Raw genomic sequence first — 15,943 nt, 5'->3', positions numbered from 1 at the left:
ATAGCTGGCCATTCGGATCAGGACCAGTGTACCGCCGTCCGTTATCGCTCAGTCCGCGGCCGACGTCAGCTCTTGAAGCGTGGTTCACACGATTACTGTCACCGGGAGTCCATTGTATACACCAAGTTTCGGATCGCCCAATTGGCCCCGGTCCAAGGCCGTGAGCGCATTGTGTTGGCGTTGGGTGTGGCTATCGCGTGTCCGTGGCTGCTGTTTCTTTCGTTGGATTGGCCGGTGACGCCGTTGACATGGGGTAATTGGTAGTCCAGGTTTGCATATGCTGGGCATGGCGAATCATGCCAGCCACGCGTCACTATTCCGGGGATATGGTCAGCATCCTGCTACTCATCCCATTGGACCGTTGACTGCACCAGGTAAAATCACGCTAGCGCGCGGTAGGAGCCGGAAATTTCCTGTCCGGGTTGATCAGCAACGCATACCTGTGTGCCAGCTTTTCCACCTGGTTAGGACGCGATTTTGCCGCTTGTTGGGCAAGAAATTGCTCGGCGTGAGCAAGCGTATAGGACGGCGTTGCGTCTGGGATCTTGTGGAAGAAGGTCTGAATTATTCGCAGGTGTTCACCATCGAGGAAGTTATTTTACTACGCCTGGGCGGTAGCCGATAGGTCTGGCAGCAATATGCCGGTGGGTGAGTGTTAAACGCGGCGACAACTCCTTCAGCCGGCGGCGAGTTTTGGCGCAGCTGGTCCGTAGCCAATCGGCGACCACTTTGTGAGCCGGGCCGCCGACAACAGCGAGATTCTCTTTGGCCAGGCCCGAAACTACCTCGTGACTTACCGCGATCTGCCGCCAACGAGTCGTTTCCATTTTGTTCCAGCGCATGTAAGCGGGCAGGAGGCTCGAGGCCGTCGAAGTTCAGCTTGCCAATGTCTGTTACAGCGGCGTTGAATGCGTCGAGCTTGACAGTTACCCGCAGGTGGCACTTTAAACCGAAAAGATGTTCGAACTCTATTTCGATGTATCGCCGGGAGCCATGTCCCAGCTAGCTTCTGTGGAATTAACAGCTAACTGTGGAAAAATCCGCGAATACGATCGTGGAGCTCGTTCTGTGATCTCGCGTGACTGCTCCATTACCGTTGCGTTCAGCGGACGTGGGATGTAAACGCCGTGAAAGCACTGTGTGCAGCGATACTGACCGGTAACGGGTCTGTTGTTGAGACTGGGCGCAAGCTGCTCACCTACGAGGTCCTTCAGCTCGCAGGTGATGACCTCCGGGACACCGTTGTCCAGCATGTACCAGACGCGGCTGGACTAATCGGATAAGTGTATGGCTGCGCTAAACGAGTACACCTGAGCGGGGGACGAAAGAGTTGGCCGATCAACTTGTAGCAATCTTCAACCAAAGCCCTACGCCAATGCTTCGTCTGTGGCCAGTCGACCTGGATCAGCTGGCGTTTCTTATTGTAAGGAAGTCCCGTGTGGGGTGGTGGCTGGATCGACCTCAAGACCGGTTATTTGTGGGTCGCAGGCTCGGACTACAAAGACGACAGTCTCGACGAGGGTGAGGGCTGCTGACTCTATTTTTGGAGTGCATAGGCTCGTGAGCGGGATACCGGAGGATATTGGGAGTTGTTCATCGCTTCATCGCTACGAGTGGACACTCTAACTCGGGGCCGCGATAAGCGGAAAAGGCGTTTTCCGTCGGTTTAAAGACGTACTTTCGCTGTGACCCGACGAGCTGCACCGTTATATTCTTGTTTTGCAGTGAACACCAAGTGGACCGTGCCTGTGACTGGTTTGCCGCGGCAGGCTAAACACCCGTCAAGGCGGCTAAAGGTTCTCCAACCGTTCGGTCTAGGGTGAACACTATGCGAGTAGGCGTGCTTGGAGCCAAAGGCAAAGTCGGGTCGACGATGGTGCGGGCTGTACAGGCCGTCGAGGATTTGACCCTGTCCGCGGAGGTGGAGGCCGGTGATCCGCTGAGCTTGCTGACCGAGGGCAACACCGAGGTAGTCATCGACTTTACCCATCCAGATGTTGTGATGGGCAATTTAGAGTTCCTGATCGGCAACGGAATTCATGCCGTGGTCGGCACCACCGGCTTTACGGCAGAGCGGCTGCAGCAGGTGCAATCATGGCTATTTAATCAGCCTAATACATCAGTGTTGATCGCGCCTAGCTTCGCGATCAGTGCGGTGCTCTCGGTGCATTTTGCCAGACAGGCTGCGCCGTTCTTTGACTCGGTGGAGGTCATCGAGCTGCATCATCCGCACAAAGCGATGCGCCTTCGGGCACCGCGACGCGCACTGCGACGCTGATCGCCGAGGCACGAAAAGGTTTGCCGCTCAAACCCGATGCCACCAGCACCAGCCTGCCTGGTGCTCGCGGTGCCGACGTTGACGGTATCCCGGTGCACTCGGTGCGGCTGGCCGGACTGGTCGCCCATCAGGAGGTGCTGTTCGGTACTGCGGGGGAGACGTTGACCATCCGCCACGATAGCCTGGACCGGACATCATTTGTGCCCGGCGTGTTGTTAGCGGTGCGTCGCATCACCGAACGTCCTGGCCTCACGGTGGGCCTCGAGCCCTTACTCAACCTGCAATGAACGACACCGTCATGACCAAGCGCAGCTTGTATATCTTGTATATTCAGTTGCTCATCGCGGCCCTTTGCTTCGCGATGCTGGCATACCTTGTGCTGTTGGGCCGCATGGCCGTCGCGATGATCGGCTCAGGTCAGGCGGCCGCCGTAAGTCTGGGGTTGGCGCTGCTGATCATGCCCGTTATCGGGTTGTGGGCGATGATCGCCACGCTGCGAGCAGGATTTGCTCACCAGAAACTGGCCCGCCTGATAGCGGCAGACGGAATGGAGCTCGACACCAGCGTGCTACTCCGGCGACCCTCTGGCCGCATACAGCGAGACGCGGCTGACGCGCTGTTCGCTACCGTGCGCGCTGAGCTAGCCGGCGATCCCGACAACTGGCGCTGTTGGTACCGGCTGGCTCGGGCCTACGACTACGCAGGGGATCGCCGTCGTGCGCGGGAAGCCATGAAGACAGCCCTCGAACTACATGGGCGTGACTGACCTGCCAATGACTAAGACGCTGCTGGTGGTGCACCATACCCCGTCGCCGACTACCCGCGAGCTGCTGGAGGCAGTGCTTGCCGGAGCCAACGACTCCGAGATCGACGGTGTAGAAGTGGTTTCCCGACCGGCGCTGGCCGCGACTATCCCGGACATGCTTAACGCCGACGGCTACTTGTTTGGCACCACCGCCAACTTCGGCTACATGTCCGGGGCGCTTAAGCACTTCTTTGACACCGTTTACTACCCGATTCTGGACCACGTGTCGGGACGTCCCTACGGCTTGTGGGTGCATGGCAACAACGACACCGTCGGCGCCGCGGTCGCCGTAGGCAAGCTTGCTACCGGGTTGTCGCTGACTCATGCTGCAGACGTCCTGGAGGTCGTCGGTCCTGTCGATGCCATGGTGTGCGAACGAGCCCACGAATTGGGTGGCACGCTTGCCGCGATGCTAATGGAATGACCGGAAGGAGCGGGCATGCCTGCTGCTATTGACATCTCCCGTGGCAGCAATCCGTTTGCGGTGACGTGAGTTTCCCGCGACCGCAACACTCATCCCGTACTGCGATTGCTTGCCCGCCAAGCTGCTGAACATGTTTGCCGAGCAGGTCGACAACCGCCCAAACGGTGATGCCATAGTTGAGCTGGGGTGGTGACCAAATGATCTACCGGCAATTGTGGCAGCGTGCTCCACGAGTCGCCTTAGGTGCTGGCGTTTTGGGGCACCGTGATGGCCGTCGGCGTTGCGGTACCGGTCAATACTCGATCGGTGCAGCCTTAAGTCGAGTTTATCTTGTCCTACGCAGGTGCCCGGGTGGAGCTGGTACGGGAGACCGCGTTACCCGACAGCCAACCGTACGTGACTCATCATTTTCGCCACACAGACGCCGCTGCGCTGTTCTACAACTCGGGTACTACCGGTCCACCTCAAAGGGGTGTTGACCACCCACGTGGCTTTCCTGACCAATACCGAGAACACGATCCGATGTCTCTGTCAGTCAAGGGATCTCGGTGAGGAGCTGCGTACGTTGATCTTGGTGCCGTTGTTCCACGTGACCGGCTGCAACTCGCAGCTGTTGGTGGCAGCGAATCTTGGAGGGCGGTGATCATGCTCGTATCGATGATCGACGGGTTGATCGCAGCACTGCCTGCAGAGCACATTTCGTTCATTGGTTACCGTCCCCATGGTCTAATTGTTCTTGTTGCGAAACGACACAAAGGTTTTGCGGCCGTAGACGTCTCCGGTGTGTGCTGGTTAGTCTATGATGGGGCATCGTCGCCCCGTCTCTCGTGCATCGGGTGAAAAGCGTTTTACCGTAGGACACGGTGTTCAACGGATACGGGATGATCGAGACTGCTGCGCTGATGACCGCCCTGCCTGACTAGGATGCTGTGGGGTATACCGATTCGGTGGGGTTGCGGGTCCCCTCGGTGGATCTTGGTGTGGTCTCTGACGGTCACAACACGGGTGTGGCCGGGTTGGTGTAGTGTGCGGCGAAATCTGACGACCAGACTACTGGAACCGGACTCAGGCCACCTCGATCTGCATCGAGGACGGGTGGGTTACACACCGACGACATGGCTCGGGTTAACTACTTAGGTCGGGTGTACGATATCATATCGTTTTAAGGATGTCATCAACCGGGGCGGCGAAAACCTCTCCAGCATCGAGGTCTGGGAGGTGTTGCTGGCGAATCCGCATGTTGCGGACTCCCGTGTGTTGGCGGTGCCTGACCACCTCATGGGGGAGAATGTATAGAACGGAGCTGTTTCGCGGTACAGAACAGATTGACGTGACCGTGATGGTGGTTCTTGACAACTGTCGGGGGTAGCTTGCGCGACTTTAAAGGCGCCGCAATATGTCGTTGTAGTGGACAACGCGTCGCCGCGTAATGCCGATAGCAAACTGTTCACGGGCAAGCTGCCGCAGGCAGGTTGGTGTGGGTCTGGTCAGGCGGTGAGCGGGTCGGCTACCGCAACAGCACGGATCGTCCGGCTGCGGGCACATTCGGACAAATAGTTTCTAAAAGTGAAAGCTGCATTGGCGCGCTTAACACTGCGCACCGGTGCAGGCGATTGCACCTACACCTAAGAACCGCGCGGCCTATGACTCGTTCCTGTGTGGTTGCTTGACATTAGATAGCCTAATCCGATAAGGCCGTGTTAAATCTGCTGGGAACATGTGTTAAGAACCCGTAAAAACACCTTTATCGGAGTCTGTCGGTGGTGGGGTTACGTCGCTGCGGGTCGTTAGCCTTTTTGGGACGCACAAGGTATGACCAGGAAATATATCTGACAAAGCTGGCCGTACATACGAACTAAGTATCTTTACTGGTTGGCATGTCTCACACGATGAGCACGGAATGTCATTCCTGACTACACAGCCTGAAGCATTGGCCACCCCGGCGGCTGTCGTCGATATGGCTCCGGCCTCCGCCGCCGGGGTCTCCGTTTTGGCCTCCGGAGCCGCAGTTGGTGTTGTCGCAGTCACCTCCGCCCGGGTCGTCCGTAGGGACAAAATGAATGGCCTTGGTAATGGTAGGTCGTTGCTGGGCCAGCCGCAAAAACCTCGACTGAGGCTGTGGACGGCCATCGCCGCAGTAACAACCTCGGTTCTTGTCAGTTGTTTTATCAGAGTTAATCTGACTAACTAAACATTATGGCTGTTTACCCTATATAGGCGGCTGAAAAACATGGAACGAGAGACCGGGGTGCAACCGGTGCCCTCCGCTGACGAGATTCGGCATCAAATTAACAGAAAGCATATCAAATGACCTGCCTGGATCTGACCGGTCGGACAGTCATAATTACCGGAGTGTCCGCGCGGCATCGGGCTGGTGATCGTCCAACAGTTCGCGGCTGTCGGCGGCCAATGTGGATGTTCACCGTCCGCAAGCAAGAGGCAGCGGAGGCGGCCGCATCACAAGTCGGTGATGGGGCGTTGGCGTTCACGCGGTCGACGAGGAGATGCTGCGTGACATTGCGTCGAGCGCGTGCTGGAGCTTCGGCGATGTGGGCATCTTGGTCAACAACGTGGGAATCAATCCCTGGGTATGGTCCGCTGGTCGAGCAGGACCACGCTTGCTTCGCTAAGATTTCGATGTCAACTTGTGGACTCCGCTGCTGTGGCCCTCACTCGTCGTGAAAGCATGGATGGGTGAGCATGGCTGCGTGGTGGTCACTACCGGCTCCGTCGGCGGCACATACCCATCGCCAGTGATGGGTATGTGCAATGCACCAAGGAGGCGCTTATCTGTGTCACCAAGCAATTGCGCTGGAACGTTCGTCAGCTATTCGAGTCACTTTGGTCTGCCCCGGCGTCGTTCGTACTAGGCTGGCTTAGGCCATCTGGAAAGACCACGAAAATTCACTTGTGGCGATCATCACGTTCGGAAGAGTTGGTGTGCCGGGTCCAGTTTTCTTTCTCATTTCGGGACACGTTTAGTTAGATCATCGGCGAGACGGTGGTCTATTGCTCGGCAATGTATCAGGGATTCCGCGTTCAGCCGCGAGCCAAGCAATGAGTATTGCCGTCGACCTAGATGCGTGGATGAAGTTGCTCCTCGAGGAGCACAACCCTGCCATCAACGAACTGTGCGATTTCCTTGGTGCGTGGTTCGATCTGGAGCTGGACTGGGTTCACTTTCTACCAAGCAACGGTGGGCTGGTTCTTCTGCAGGCCACTCAGGAGCAGGTTGATGTCCAGTTGGTCGTTGACGGCAGCGCCCTCGGCGGGCGGTGGAAAGAACTGTATCGGGATTGGTGTAGCGGCGTCGACCATTGCCCAGTTTGGGATCGATGAATAGAAGCAAAAGTTCCTGCTTCCGTTATTCGTTGGTATTGCCAACTGCTCAATGATCCAGGTGTGGGATCGGACTTGGTGGCGGTGGTGACCCGCAGTGTGCGAGCCGTGCTATCACTCCGATGACTGGATCGTCAATGAGCAAAAGATATGGACGTTGATGGCGTGGCACGCTAAAAGACTATCCTGGTTCCGCGCACCGGTCCGACGGTAGCCTAAATACGCTGTTTTGACTTATTTTCTGTGCGACGTTACGCAACTGAGAGGAGAAATTCGGTCGCTGCGCCAGACCACTGGTGAGGCGGAGTTCAACGAAAGTATTCTCCACCGACGTCCGGGTGCCTGATGCGACTTGGTTCGGCCTGTAGGGCGGCGGCTAGCGGGTTGCGACTACCGCGCTCAACAACGGAGCGCGTCACGATCGGCTCTCGCTCCGGCGTACCTCTGTAAGACGGTAATATCGGCAAGGTCACCGCACCTTGACGAGACCAGTTGGGGGCCTGAGTAACCCTGCGATGCGCAACGCGCTAATGCTACTGTGGGTCGAAGCAGAGGTTCTTTGGCTGGCGGGTTAACGGTTGTAGTAGTGGGACAAAAGTATTCAGAAGGGTAAGCCCGGACCTGAAGGTTCCTGCGTCAAAGTATACTTTAGAAGCTTTTCTGGTGTAAACTACCTCGGTTTTTGAGCTCGATCTGCATGCCGAATCCGGACTGAATTACGACGATTGGATCATGCGCCGATCAGAAATTATCGACCTGATCGGGTGTGAGTCCGGTTACCGCTACCTGTGCGCACGCAGCAACTCGATTATAGGGTGGCACTTCGGAAATCTTGCACAATACGCTCGCCAAGCGGATTCTCGGATTGCCCGACGAATATCGTGTCGACAAATGAAGTGACATGGAAGGATCTAGATAGATGAGCATGGGCGACCTGCTGTACTCGGACATCTAGGAATCATTGCGCAACAACGTGCGTAGCTTTGTTCGTAGAAAAGTGTCCACCGGAATCGATCATTCGCACATATGACTCGGATTCCTTTGTTCTGCAGTTCTGTCAGAAGTTTGGCGAAGAGCAGCCGTTGAGCTGGGATGTTGGGGTGTTGGTGCCTGAGTCGTTTGGTGGCGGTGGTGCGGATGTTCGTGAGGTCGCGATCGTGATGGAGGAGATTGGTCGGGCCGTCACGCTGGTCCCGTGATTGTCCAGCACTGTGCTCGCCACCGTTGTGTTATTGCAGGCTGGCGACACCGAAACCGTGTCGGCGCTGGCTCAGGGTACGGTCACCACGGCGCTGGTGGTGCCGCTGTGCACCGCGCCGGGAGATTCGGTCGCCGAGGTCAGTATTGGCCCTCCGATGGTCTGACTGGGTCCGTCCGTAGTGTCGCGGCCGCCCGTGAAAACTGATGTTTCATCCGGTGCTAGCCCTGGGTATGACCAGACTTCTTGCCGACGTTTGGTTCTCGGCGGCGGCATTGTCGTGGGTAGGCAGGGGGTATGCGGTCGTGTCGGCAGCTCTAGAGATCGGGGCGGCGTTGCTAATCCCCGAGCAACTTGGGGTCGCGCAGTGGTGTTTGACACCGTATTGGCTTACGCCAGGCAGTGCAAGCAATTAGGCTGTACGATCGGCTCAATATCAGGCGATCAAGCACCATCTCGCGGATCTGTGGTTTGTGGTCGGTACAGGGGTGCTACGGTCGCTGTCCGCTACACCGCCGATACGTGCGCCAGAGACGATGCAAACACGACCGTCGCGTAGGCTCCCTCTGTTCATGTCGTGGATGAGCGCGTACAGCCTCACGACAACACTGGAATGGCGTTAGAGTATTCCGGCGCACCCAACCTGAATTGGGCCAAGAGCGGCCAGTTGGTCTTTGGCGTTGTCTACCGTTGTCGGTCCCGACTGGCCGAATTGGTGGACCTTTCGGTTTTGTGATCTATTTAGCGCCGGTCGGTTACTGTGCACTGACGATGCCTCCGCGGCACCGCTAGCTTTAACGCGGTAACACCCCAAGCCGAATAGATCGGTCATTGCTGTCCAGTGCCGTGCGGCGGCATCATACGGTGAGTGGTCTGCTACTATGAACCCGCAGACCCCCGAGTATCATCGGGCCATAGTGTTGGGTAACGCTGGCCGCCGTCAGCGCTTTGTAGAGTTGTGTGGCGTGGTTCGGGGTGAACGCATATTATTCTTCGGTACCGTCCACGTAGGCCGTCGCCCTCATCCGGTTGGTCAGCAAGTGTAGGTCTGTCCGTGGTGTTGGCCACCAGGCTGTCACTGTGGAAGGAAGGCGGCAGGCAACGCGGTCTGGTTGTTGCCCCGCTATCACCACTGAAATTCGCCCACCCCATTCAATAGCCGTATACGTCGAACTGCTCCCCGGTTACCCCGGGGCAAGCAGTGAATATAGTCGAAGAAGGCGCCGGCGTCGCTGGCCATCGTCTCCAATGTGACGCTTTCCATCATGTCCGTTACCCGTTTGCGTTCTTTCGCGTCGCGGAATGCTGCTGCAATGTTGATCGGGGCCCAGTCGCCGTGGTGCATGGTGGTAGTACACGTCGGGCAGCAGCACTGCGTAGCCGAACCCGGCCAGCTTCGTCGCCCTCTAGTAAAATGTTGCGTACGCTGCTGGCGTCGGGGTACACGACCACGCTGGGCCAGGGCCCGTCTCTTCGGGGATGATCAACTGGGAGGGGTAACGGCTGTCGGACGTAGTGAGACTGTCGGTGCGGTTCGGCATGTTCTCTGTTCTACTCTTCGTGGCGCGGCGTAAATTCATTGGCTTGTTGGCGTCGATCCGCCGCGCCTGGCTTCGCTGTGCTTGCGACCGCCGCTAAACTGGCTGCGTGCTGATAGCGACGCCATACGAGGATTTGCTGCGTCTCGTGCTTGACTGCGGCGTAGCCAAAATGGACCGCACCGGCACCGGGACTCGCAGTCTGTTTGGTCAGCAGTTGCGTTACGACCTGTCGGTTGGGTTCCCGCTAGTTACGACGAAAAAGGTGCACTTCAAATCGGTTGTCTACGAGTTGTTGTGGTTCTTGCGCGGCGACTCCAACGTCGCCTGGTTGCATGAGCATGGAGTTAATATCTGGGATGAGTGGGCTAGCAGCACAGGCGACCTCGGGCCGATTTATGGTGTGCAGTGGCGATCTTGGCCGACCTCTTCGGGTGATTACATCGACCAAATCAGCACCGCACTGGATTTGCTGCGTACCGAACCGGATTCTCGGCGCATCATTGTGTCGGCTTGGAATGTCGGTGAAATCCCGCAGATGGCGCTGCCACCATGTCACGCGTTTTTCCAATTCTACGTCGCTCAAGGCCGGCTGAGTTGCCAGCTGTACCAGCGCAGCGCCGACATGTTCCTTGGTGTGCCGTTCAACATCGCCAGTTACGCGCTTCTGACCCACATGATGGCCGCCCAGTCCGGTCTTTTGGTTGGTGAGTTCGTCTGGACGGGCGGTGATTGCCACATCTACGACAACCATGTCGAGCAGGTACAGCTGCAGCTCAGCCGCGAACCCCGAGCATATCCAGAACTCTTTTTAGCGCAGCGTGATTCTATCTTCGACTATGTCTACGAGGACGTCGTCGTCACGAATTATGATCCGCACCCGGCGATCAAAGCCCCAGTCGCGATATGACGCGCGCCGACGATGATGGTGCCAGCATGGCTGGGATCGAGGAGTGGTGCGTATGACGGTGGTGGGCCTGATCTGGGCTCAGTCGACGACGGGTGTGATTGGGCGCGACGGCGGCATGCCATGGCGAGTGCCTGAGGATCTGACTCGCTTCAAACAGCTGACGATGGGTCACCCGGTGGTGATGGGCCGACGGACCTGGGATTCGTTGCCGGTTGGGGTTCGCCCGCTGCCAGGCCGCCGAAATATCGTGTTGAGCCGACAAATTGACTTTATGGCTGAGGGAGCGGAGGTGTTCGGTTCTCTCGAAGAGACCATTTCCAATCTCGAGACCGAGCCTGAGATGTGGGTGATTGGCGGTGAGCAGATCTACCGGCTTGCGTTGCCGCTGGCGACCCGTTGCGGGGTCACCGAGGTAGACACCTACCTGCTTCATGAGGACGATGACGTGCTGGCCCCGGTGCTCGACGATACATGGGTGGGTGTGACGGGAGAGTGGCTGGTGAGCTGCTCCGGGCTGCGGTACCGGTTGCACAGCTATCATCGTTCATGAGCGCTGTTTTCCGCGGCAAGTAGGGTGGGTTATCCCCACATGTATCGTTGCGGCGCGTTTGCATGAGCACTGTTACTACCGTACAGGCCTGTCGAGTAGCGTTCGCGGTACAAGGCTTCGCCGAGCTCAAACGACCGGATCAATCACCGTACGCATTTGAAGCGGTTGATCTGGTGGATCCAGGTGCTGCAGTTGGATTCGGTGTTGCTGGCGGTGGGTGCACAATACGCGCCTGTTTTTGGCCTACTTGGGCCGTACAACCGCGATGTTTTGGACCGCGCCGCGTGGGGGTCCAGCGTAATCGCTTGGTGCTGCTGCTGGTGGAGTACTGGGCACACGAGGCAGGACTGATGGCCGTCGATGATTGGCCATTGTTGTGCTGGGCGGATGTGTCAGCACCGGCATGGCCGCTGGGGCAAGTCATATCGTCAAGGCCAATCCGCAGTCGGTTGACGACATTGTGGGCCGCTATAGGCGAGCTTTGACCCAGTACCGAGGGCCGATCGAGGCGCATTTGGCCGCCGCACCACGCTCATCAACGGGTTCCTGGTAGAATCGCAGCGACACTAAGTGGGTTGTCGAACCGCTGTTTGCCTTCGGGATGCTCACCACAGTTACCTGGGTGGGTTTAGCTCGTCACTAAGGATTTGGTGGAAAGGGTGTTGCCGGCCAGTGCGTGGGCCCGGGAGGTTGACGACGTGGCTGTTCGTGAGTTGACGCGGCGGACCGCCACCGCACTGAGTTATGGGTACTGAAGCCGACATCCGCGACTACTTCCGGGTAGGTTGAGAGTAGGTTAAGTTGGGTGTCGCTGAGCTGGTGGCGGCCGGTGAGATTGAATCGGTCACTGTCCAGGGGGTCGGCGCAAGGCATATTTGCGACACAGCGAAAGCGGTGCCACGCGTTGACCGTGGCACCGCTCTGCTGTGTCTGTTCGACCCGGTGATCTTCTTTTGGCAGTGGGTGGAGTGGCTGTTCGGCTTTCGCTACTGCATCGAGATCTACACATCAGCGGTTAAACGCCAGTACAGCTATATATTTGTGGTCGCTGCTGCTAAACGGCCGGTTGGCCGCGCGTGTTGACCTCGCGGTCGACCGAGCCTGCAACCCTTTTGCGTGTCATGGGTGTGTTCTTTGATGACCAGCATGCCAACCAAGTACTGGGTAGTTGGGTTAACACGGCGCTAGCCAGCGAGCTGGAGTAGATGGGCGTCCTAGCTGGGATGGTGTCACTGTGTCCCGACGGAGCGATTTGGCTGGCAAGTTACGCGCAATTGAATGCAACTAATCTGCGAAGCAAGATAGAAAGGAACTCGCTGGATGGCTCCAGGCAAGAAACACGATCCGGAGGCACCGTCGACGGTACAAGAAATCAATGACGCGCTTTGGAAGGCCGTGGACAAGTTGCGTGTGTCGCTACCTGCCAACTAATACAAGTGTGTAATCCTTATTTTGGTATTTTTCAAATACATTTCTTTCGCTGATGACGAACGAGCCGAAGACGTGTTTGCTGTGCCGTCATCCGAGCACTGGAAATTTTTGGCGTACAACACAAAAGACAAGAACATCGGCCAGCTCATCGATGAGGCAATGGACGCTATAGTGACGGCTAATCCGGAGCTGGTTGGTACTTTTTCGCAGATATATACGACCGTTGACCAGCCTGGGCTGGGTGAGTTGGTCGAGTTGCTTGGCAGTGTACGGTTCAGCCTGCATGGCAGGTGTCGCGCGTGGCCTGATGGGGGAGATGGACAAGTAACTTTTTGGGAAATTAGCTCACACAGTAAGGATGGCGTAGCGGCGAATTCTTCGTTCCATCCAGTGTTGTGACGGTAATTGTCAAGATTCTCGAACCATCCAGCGGTCGGGTGTATGACCTGTGCTGTGGCTTGGGCGACGTGCTAGTGCAGACCGAGAGGTTCATCTGTGATCACGGCGGCAGTCCGACGGATGTTGCTATCTACGGGCGGGAAAGCGCCGAGCAGACCTGGCGGATAGCACAGATGAACCTCGACAATAACGATGGCGTGCGGTAGGGCGAACATGTTTATCAATGATCAAGCAAGCCCGCATAGCTGTTTCTCGGCACCGGGATTCCGGTTTTCCTGTGGTTTTCGCGATGGACAAAACGTATGGCTTGGATAGATCCGGGCAGGTGCTGTTTATCGACGCGTGCGGGCTCGGCTATCTGTTGGATCTCGCTGAACGTGCATTGACAGACGATGAAGTTGCCCGTATTGACGGTACTTACCACGTATGGTGAGAGCCGAGATCAGCGTCCGCGAAAGACCTTATCTAACAGTGTTTTCCTATGATTCTATAGATCCGTGTCGTTGGATGACATTAGAGCCTCAAGGTACGCCTATTACGACGGTACGGTATTTGGGAACTCTGGTGACTTAAAATGACGGGTGAGCCAGTCGTCGAGAAAGTCGCACGGTTGGCAGAGGATCTGATGGCGGAGCGTGACGAATTAGCGCGGTTGGAATGGATGTTGCGCGAGTAGGTAGAGCGCCTGCGGTGAAAGGTCAGACTGGGTGATTACCGCGACTTCAACAAGGGGTATACTTCGCTGGCGCGCAAGTCAGGTGATCGTTATCCAGTTTATGGCATCAACGCGGTTATAGGCTATTCTGCGCAGTGCAATGCCCGTGTCCTGCTCATAGTCGTGGGTCGTATTGGGTCATATTGCGTTAGCTTGCACTACTGCGAATCCGATTTCTGGGTTACCGATGACGCACTGATTTGCTGGGCAGATGATAGCCATAGAGATGCGATACTGGTACTACGTGTTGCGGACTTGCCGACTCAATGAACGCCGGGAAGAATCCGGCCAATCACTGCTCAACTAGCGGATTCTGTGCGACTTGTCAATCAATGCGATCGCAACGTCGCAACGGAAAAATTTTTCGGAGCTGCTCGGCGTTCTCGATGACAAAATTTCCGGTAACCAAGGCGTTATTGTTTCTGCCGAGATCTTAATGCTTACTACTGTCGAGTCGGTCTCTTAGTACGTGCCGTTGTCTGACTCGGAAAGTCGGTCGACGGTGTTTCTCAACGTGGGCGGATTCGACTATGTGGTTGCCCATTTCAGCTTTCCGGAATTTGACGACGGTGTGAAACCGAAAATAGTCGCCACCGTAGCTGTTACGATCGGCAAGTTCGTCTTGTTGGAGCCGTGCGTGTTGTTTGCGAAGCTGAATTCGAGAATTCCGCTAATCTGAAATGTGGTGACTCTGATGTCGTACATGGTATTAGTTGAGTGTCGAATTTCTTGGTGCTAGGGCCAACTGGCGTCGATACGTTGATGCTGTGGTCAGCGATACGGCAATCTGATGTCGTGCGAACCTTGCGACAGCACACCGCGGGTACCGCAGGAAGTCACCAAACGTATTCAACCGCAGGAACTCCTCAAGTTTGGTGCGATATGTGCGCCGTTTGGCTCCCGAACAGTCGCGGATGCTCGTGTACTTAGGCGCACTGTGTTATGAGCGACGTACTGAGTCTATTCAGCTGGCAACCTTACGTGATGACTGCTCCCTTTCATGCTGTTCGGACCGGTCTGGGTCCAGGATCGGACGATAGCCAGTGACGCGGTTTAAGAAGTCGTTTGTGCCTCGGCTGGCTAGGCGCCAAAGGCGGAGGTGGGGGTCGACGTTACCAGCGTCGAGGTGCACTTTCCTGTCGTGTGCTCGGAACCGACTTTGTGGTTACCGGGTCGGCCAAAAGTGAACGACTGCTATGGCTGGCCGCTAGCTATGATTGTCTCATCGCAATCGACGCCTTGGATGAGCTTTACTGGATGCTCACACTGGTGCCATACCGCGAACGTGGGCACATCCTGCTGGCACGTGCTCCCATAGGCAAATCCCGACAGCAGATTTGGCTTTGATCACGATGAGATGGGTATCGCCTTAAGTCGATGTGCTGCACACCGGCATCGAGTATAGATAGAAATAGGGATTCTCTTTTTTCTCAGCGGATGCGAGGTTCAGCCGCGCTCACAGCTGGCCAACCATTTGCTTGACCGTCTGGTCGATGCGTGCATGGGCTAGCAGCGAACTCCATCTCCATCGGAGGTGGGTTTGCGGTCAACTCTTTCGAGTCGGAGACATGGGCGCGTTTCTTGTCTAACAGTAACGAGTCGGATTTCATGCAGGAAAGTAGTTAGCTCAGGTGGTATCCCTACCGTCGGGCGCCGACCGGTACGGGCATGTTGGCCCCGATTTGTGCGGCTAAACTGGTTGCTTTTCAGCAACGGTCAGGAGAGAAGTTCATCAAAACAGGTACCAAGCTGCTCATGGAATCGGGGCGGATATTGTATTACTTGATCGCTCAGGGGTCACAGTTTTCCTCATCGAGGGCGTCAAGCGAAGCAGCGATTACAGGATCATCATCGTTCGCGGGTTGAGCATGATCTTGTCGGAGTAGTGGAAATTTAGCGAGTTCCTGACCGATCCGATCTTGTGGTCGGCAAAAGAGATCGGCGACGGTCAGTTGGCAGGTCCGGTTTGTAGCTGTGTGTGCGGAGCCAGCTGCCTAGAGTACGACGTGTTGACCTGGCGCAAGTTGTGCTGCCACGGGAACTACGCCATGGCGACTTGCTAACCGTACCCGAATACGGCTTGCTATCGGATGGATAAGCACGAATCAGAGTTCCATGGACTCAGAATTTCTTCCAAAATTGTGATGAATCACGGTAATCAAGTAAATTGCACGGGCAACTTGATGAAAACTGCTATCAACTATGCGTGATGCTCCACCGGATAAAATTGGCAGCGCGCGTCCTGTTGACATGGTGTGCGCCGGTCGGCAAATTACCACGTTGGCGGTATTGATCTGCTACAGTCCAGTTCTCCCAAGCGGCGTTGATCACCACTGAGTTGGCCATGATGGGCTGA

14 protein-coding genes and 5 pseudogenes are annotated in these 15,943 nt (G+C 56.5%); 16 read left to right on the top strand and 3 right to left on the bottom strand.

Features of this window, described 5'->3' with window-relative positions; translation table 11 throughout:
* Positions 1-84: 84 nt before the first annotated feature.
* Positions 85-156, bottom strand: coding sequence for a hypothetical protein (locus ML_RS19115; protein WP_414085560.1), 72 nt, complete (start codon positions 154-156; stop codon positions 85-87).
* Here ML_RS19115 and ML_RS17440 point away from each other — a divergent pair.
* A complete protein-coding gene (locus tag ML_RS17440) occupies positions 142-264 on the top strand; it encodes a hypothetical protein (protein ID WP_269147006.1) in 123 nt (40 codons plus the stop codon). The genes ML_RS19115 and ML_RS17440 overlap by 15 nt on opposite strands.
* Positions 265-385: 121 nt before the next feature.
* On the opposite strand, the gene ML_RS16005 is transcribed toward ML_RS17440, so the two are convergent.
* Positions 386-544, bottom strand: a complete 159-nt coding sequence (locus tag ML_RS16005) for a DUF222 domain-containing protein (RefSeq protein ID WP_231846795.1) — start codon at positions 542-544, stop codon at positions 386-388.
* A 1,284-nt stretch (positions 545-1,828) separates the two neighbouring features.
* On the opposite strand from ML_RS16005, the pseudogene dapB reads away from it, so the two are divergent.
* The 8 genes and pseudogenes from dapB to ML_RS19100 all read left to right on the top strand — a co-directional run bounded on the left by dapB (position 1,829) and on the right by ML_RS19100 (position 8,460).
* Positions 1,829-2,565: pseudogene (gene dapB, locus ML_RS07730) on the top strand (4-hydroxy-tetrahydrodipicolinate reductase).
* Between the two features lie 11 nt (positions 2,566-2,576).
* On the top strand, positions 2,577-3,044 hold the full coding sequence (locus ML_RS07725) for a tetratricopeptide repeat protein (RefSeq protein WP_041323866.1): 468 nt from the start codon (positions 2,577-2,579) through the stop codon (positions 3,042-3,044).
* A gap of 7 nt (positions 3,045-3,051) precedes the next feature.
* Positions 3,052-3,507, top strand: coding sequence for a flavodoxin family protein (locus tag ML_RS07720; RefSeq protein WP_010908387.1), 456 nt, complete (start codon positions 3,052-3,054; stop codon positions 3,505-3,507).
* Between the two features lie 2,307 nt (positions 3,508-5,814).
* Positions 5,815-6,477, top strand: a pseudogene (locus ML_RS16000) (SDR family NAD(P)-dependent oxidoreductase); the annotation flags it as partial.
* A gap of 87 nt (positions 6,478-6,564) precedes the next feature.
* Positions 6,565-7,769 (top strand): annotated as a pseudogene (locus ML_RS07710) (acyl-CoA dehydrogenase family protein).
* Between the two features lie 60 nt (positions 7,770-7,829).
* On the top strand, positions 7,830-8,045 hold the full coding sequence (locus tag ML_RS19110) for an acyl-CoA dehydrogenase family protein (RefSeq protein ID WP_414085485.1): 216 nt from the start codon (positions 7,830-7,832) through the stop codon (positions 8,043-8,045).
* Between the two features lie 12 nt (positions 8,046-8,057).
* The gene (locus ML_RS19105; RefSeq protein WP_414085484.1) at positions 8,058-8,210 is read left to right on the top strand and encodes a hypothetical protein; all 153 of its coding nucleotides are present in this window, start codon (positions 8,058-8,060) and stop codon (positions 8,208-8,210) included.
* Positions 8,211-8,262: 52 nt separating this feature from the next.
* Positions 8,263-8,460: a hypothetical protein gene (locus tag ML_RS19100; RefSeq protein WP_414085483.1), complete on the top strand. Its 198-nt coding sequence runs from the start codon at positions 8,263-8,265 to the stop codon at positions 8,458-8,460.
* A 401-nt stretch (positions 8,461-8,861) separates the two neighbouring features.
* Here the strand turns inward: ML_RS19100 and ML_RS19095 are convergent.
* A pseudogene (locus ML_RS19095) lies at positions 8,862-9,585 on the bottom strand (dienelactone hydrolase family protein); the annotation flags it as partial.
* Between the two features lie 106 nt (positions 9,586-9,691).
* Here ML_RS19095 and ML_RS07700 point away from each other — a divergent pair.
* The 7 genes and pseudogenes from ML_RS07700 to ML_RS15990 all read left to right on the top strand — a co-directional run bounded on the left by ML_RS07700 (position 9,692) and on the right by ML_RS15990 (position 14,266).
* On the top strand, positions 9,692-10,492 hold the full coding sequence (locus ML_RS07700) for a thymidylate synthase (protein ID WP_010908385.1): 801 nt from the start codon (positions 9,692-9,694) through the stop codon (positions 10,490-10,492).
* Between the two features lie 52 nt (positions 10,493-10,544).
* Positions 10,545-11,042, top strand: coding sequence for a dihydrofolate reductase (locus ML_RS07695; protein WP_010908384.1), 498 nt, complete (start codon positions 10,545-10,547; stop codon positions 11,040-11,042).
* Positions 11,043-11,104: 62 nt separating this feature from the next.
* Positions 11,105-12,330: pseudogene (locus ML_RS19090) on the top strand (DNA glycosylase AlkZ-like family protein).
* 164 nt (positions 12,331-12,494) lie between these two features.
* The gene (locus tag ML_RS19085) at positions 12,495-12,872 is read left to right on the top strand and encodes a hypothetical protein (protein WP_414085482.1); all 378 of its coding nucleotides are present in this window, start codon (positions 12,495-12,497) and stop codon (positions 12,870-12,872) included.
* Positions 12,869-13,078 carry an N-6 DNA methylase gene (locus tag ML_RS19080; protein ID WP_414085481.1) on the top strand — a complete coding sequence of 70 codons (210 nt, stop codon included), beginning with the start codon at positions 12,869-12,871 and terminating at the stop codon, positions 13,076-13,078. Before ML_RS19085 ends, ML_RS19080 begins: the two co-directional genes overlap by 4 nt.
* A 17-nt stretch (positions 13,079-13,095) precedes the next feature.
* Positions 13,096-13,305 (top strand): hypothetical protein, encoded by a 210-nt coding sequence (locus ML_RS19075; RefSeq protein ID WP_414085480.1) that lies wholly within the window; start codon positions 13,096-13,098, stop codon positions 13,303-13,305.
* A gap of 757 nt (positions 13,306-14,062) precedes the next feature.
* Positions 14,063-14,266 (top strand): hypothetical protein, encoded by a 204-nt coding sequence (locus ML_RS15990; RefSeq protein WP_231846568.1) that lies wholly within the window; start codon positions 14,063-14,065, stop codon positions 14,264-14,266.
* Positions 14,267-15,943: the final 1,677 nt, after the last annotated feature.

The sequence above is a fragment of the Mycobacterium leprae TN genome (assembly GCF_000195855.1).
Classification (GTDB): Bacteria; Actinomycetota; Actinomycetes; order Mycobacteriales; family Mycobacteriaceae; genus Mycobacterium; species Mycobacterium leprae.
This window is presented reverse-complemented; position numbering and strand designations above follow the sequence as displayed.

What these genes read in the sequence shown, in the direction of transcription:
- ML_RS07725 (WP_041323866.1), top strand. Translation starts at nt 2,577, where the DNA reads ATGACCAAGCGCAGCTTGTATATCTTGTATATTCAGTTGCTCATCGCG.
- ML_RS07720 (WP_010908387.1), top strand. Translation starts at nt 3,052, where the DNA reads ATGACTAAGACGCTGCTGGTGGTGCACCATACCCCGTCGCCGACTACC.
- ML_RS07695 (WP_010908384.1), top strand. Translation starts at nt 10,545, where the DNA reads ATGACGGTGGTGGGCCTGATCTGGGCTCAGTCGACGACGGGTGTGATT.
- ML_RS19075 (WP_414085480.1), top strand. Translation starts at nt 13,096, where the DNA reads ATGATCAAGCAAGCCCGCATAGCTGTTTCTCGGCACCGGGATTCCGGT.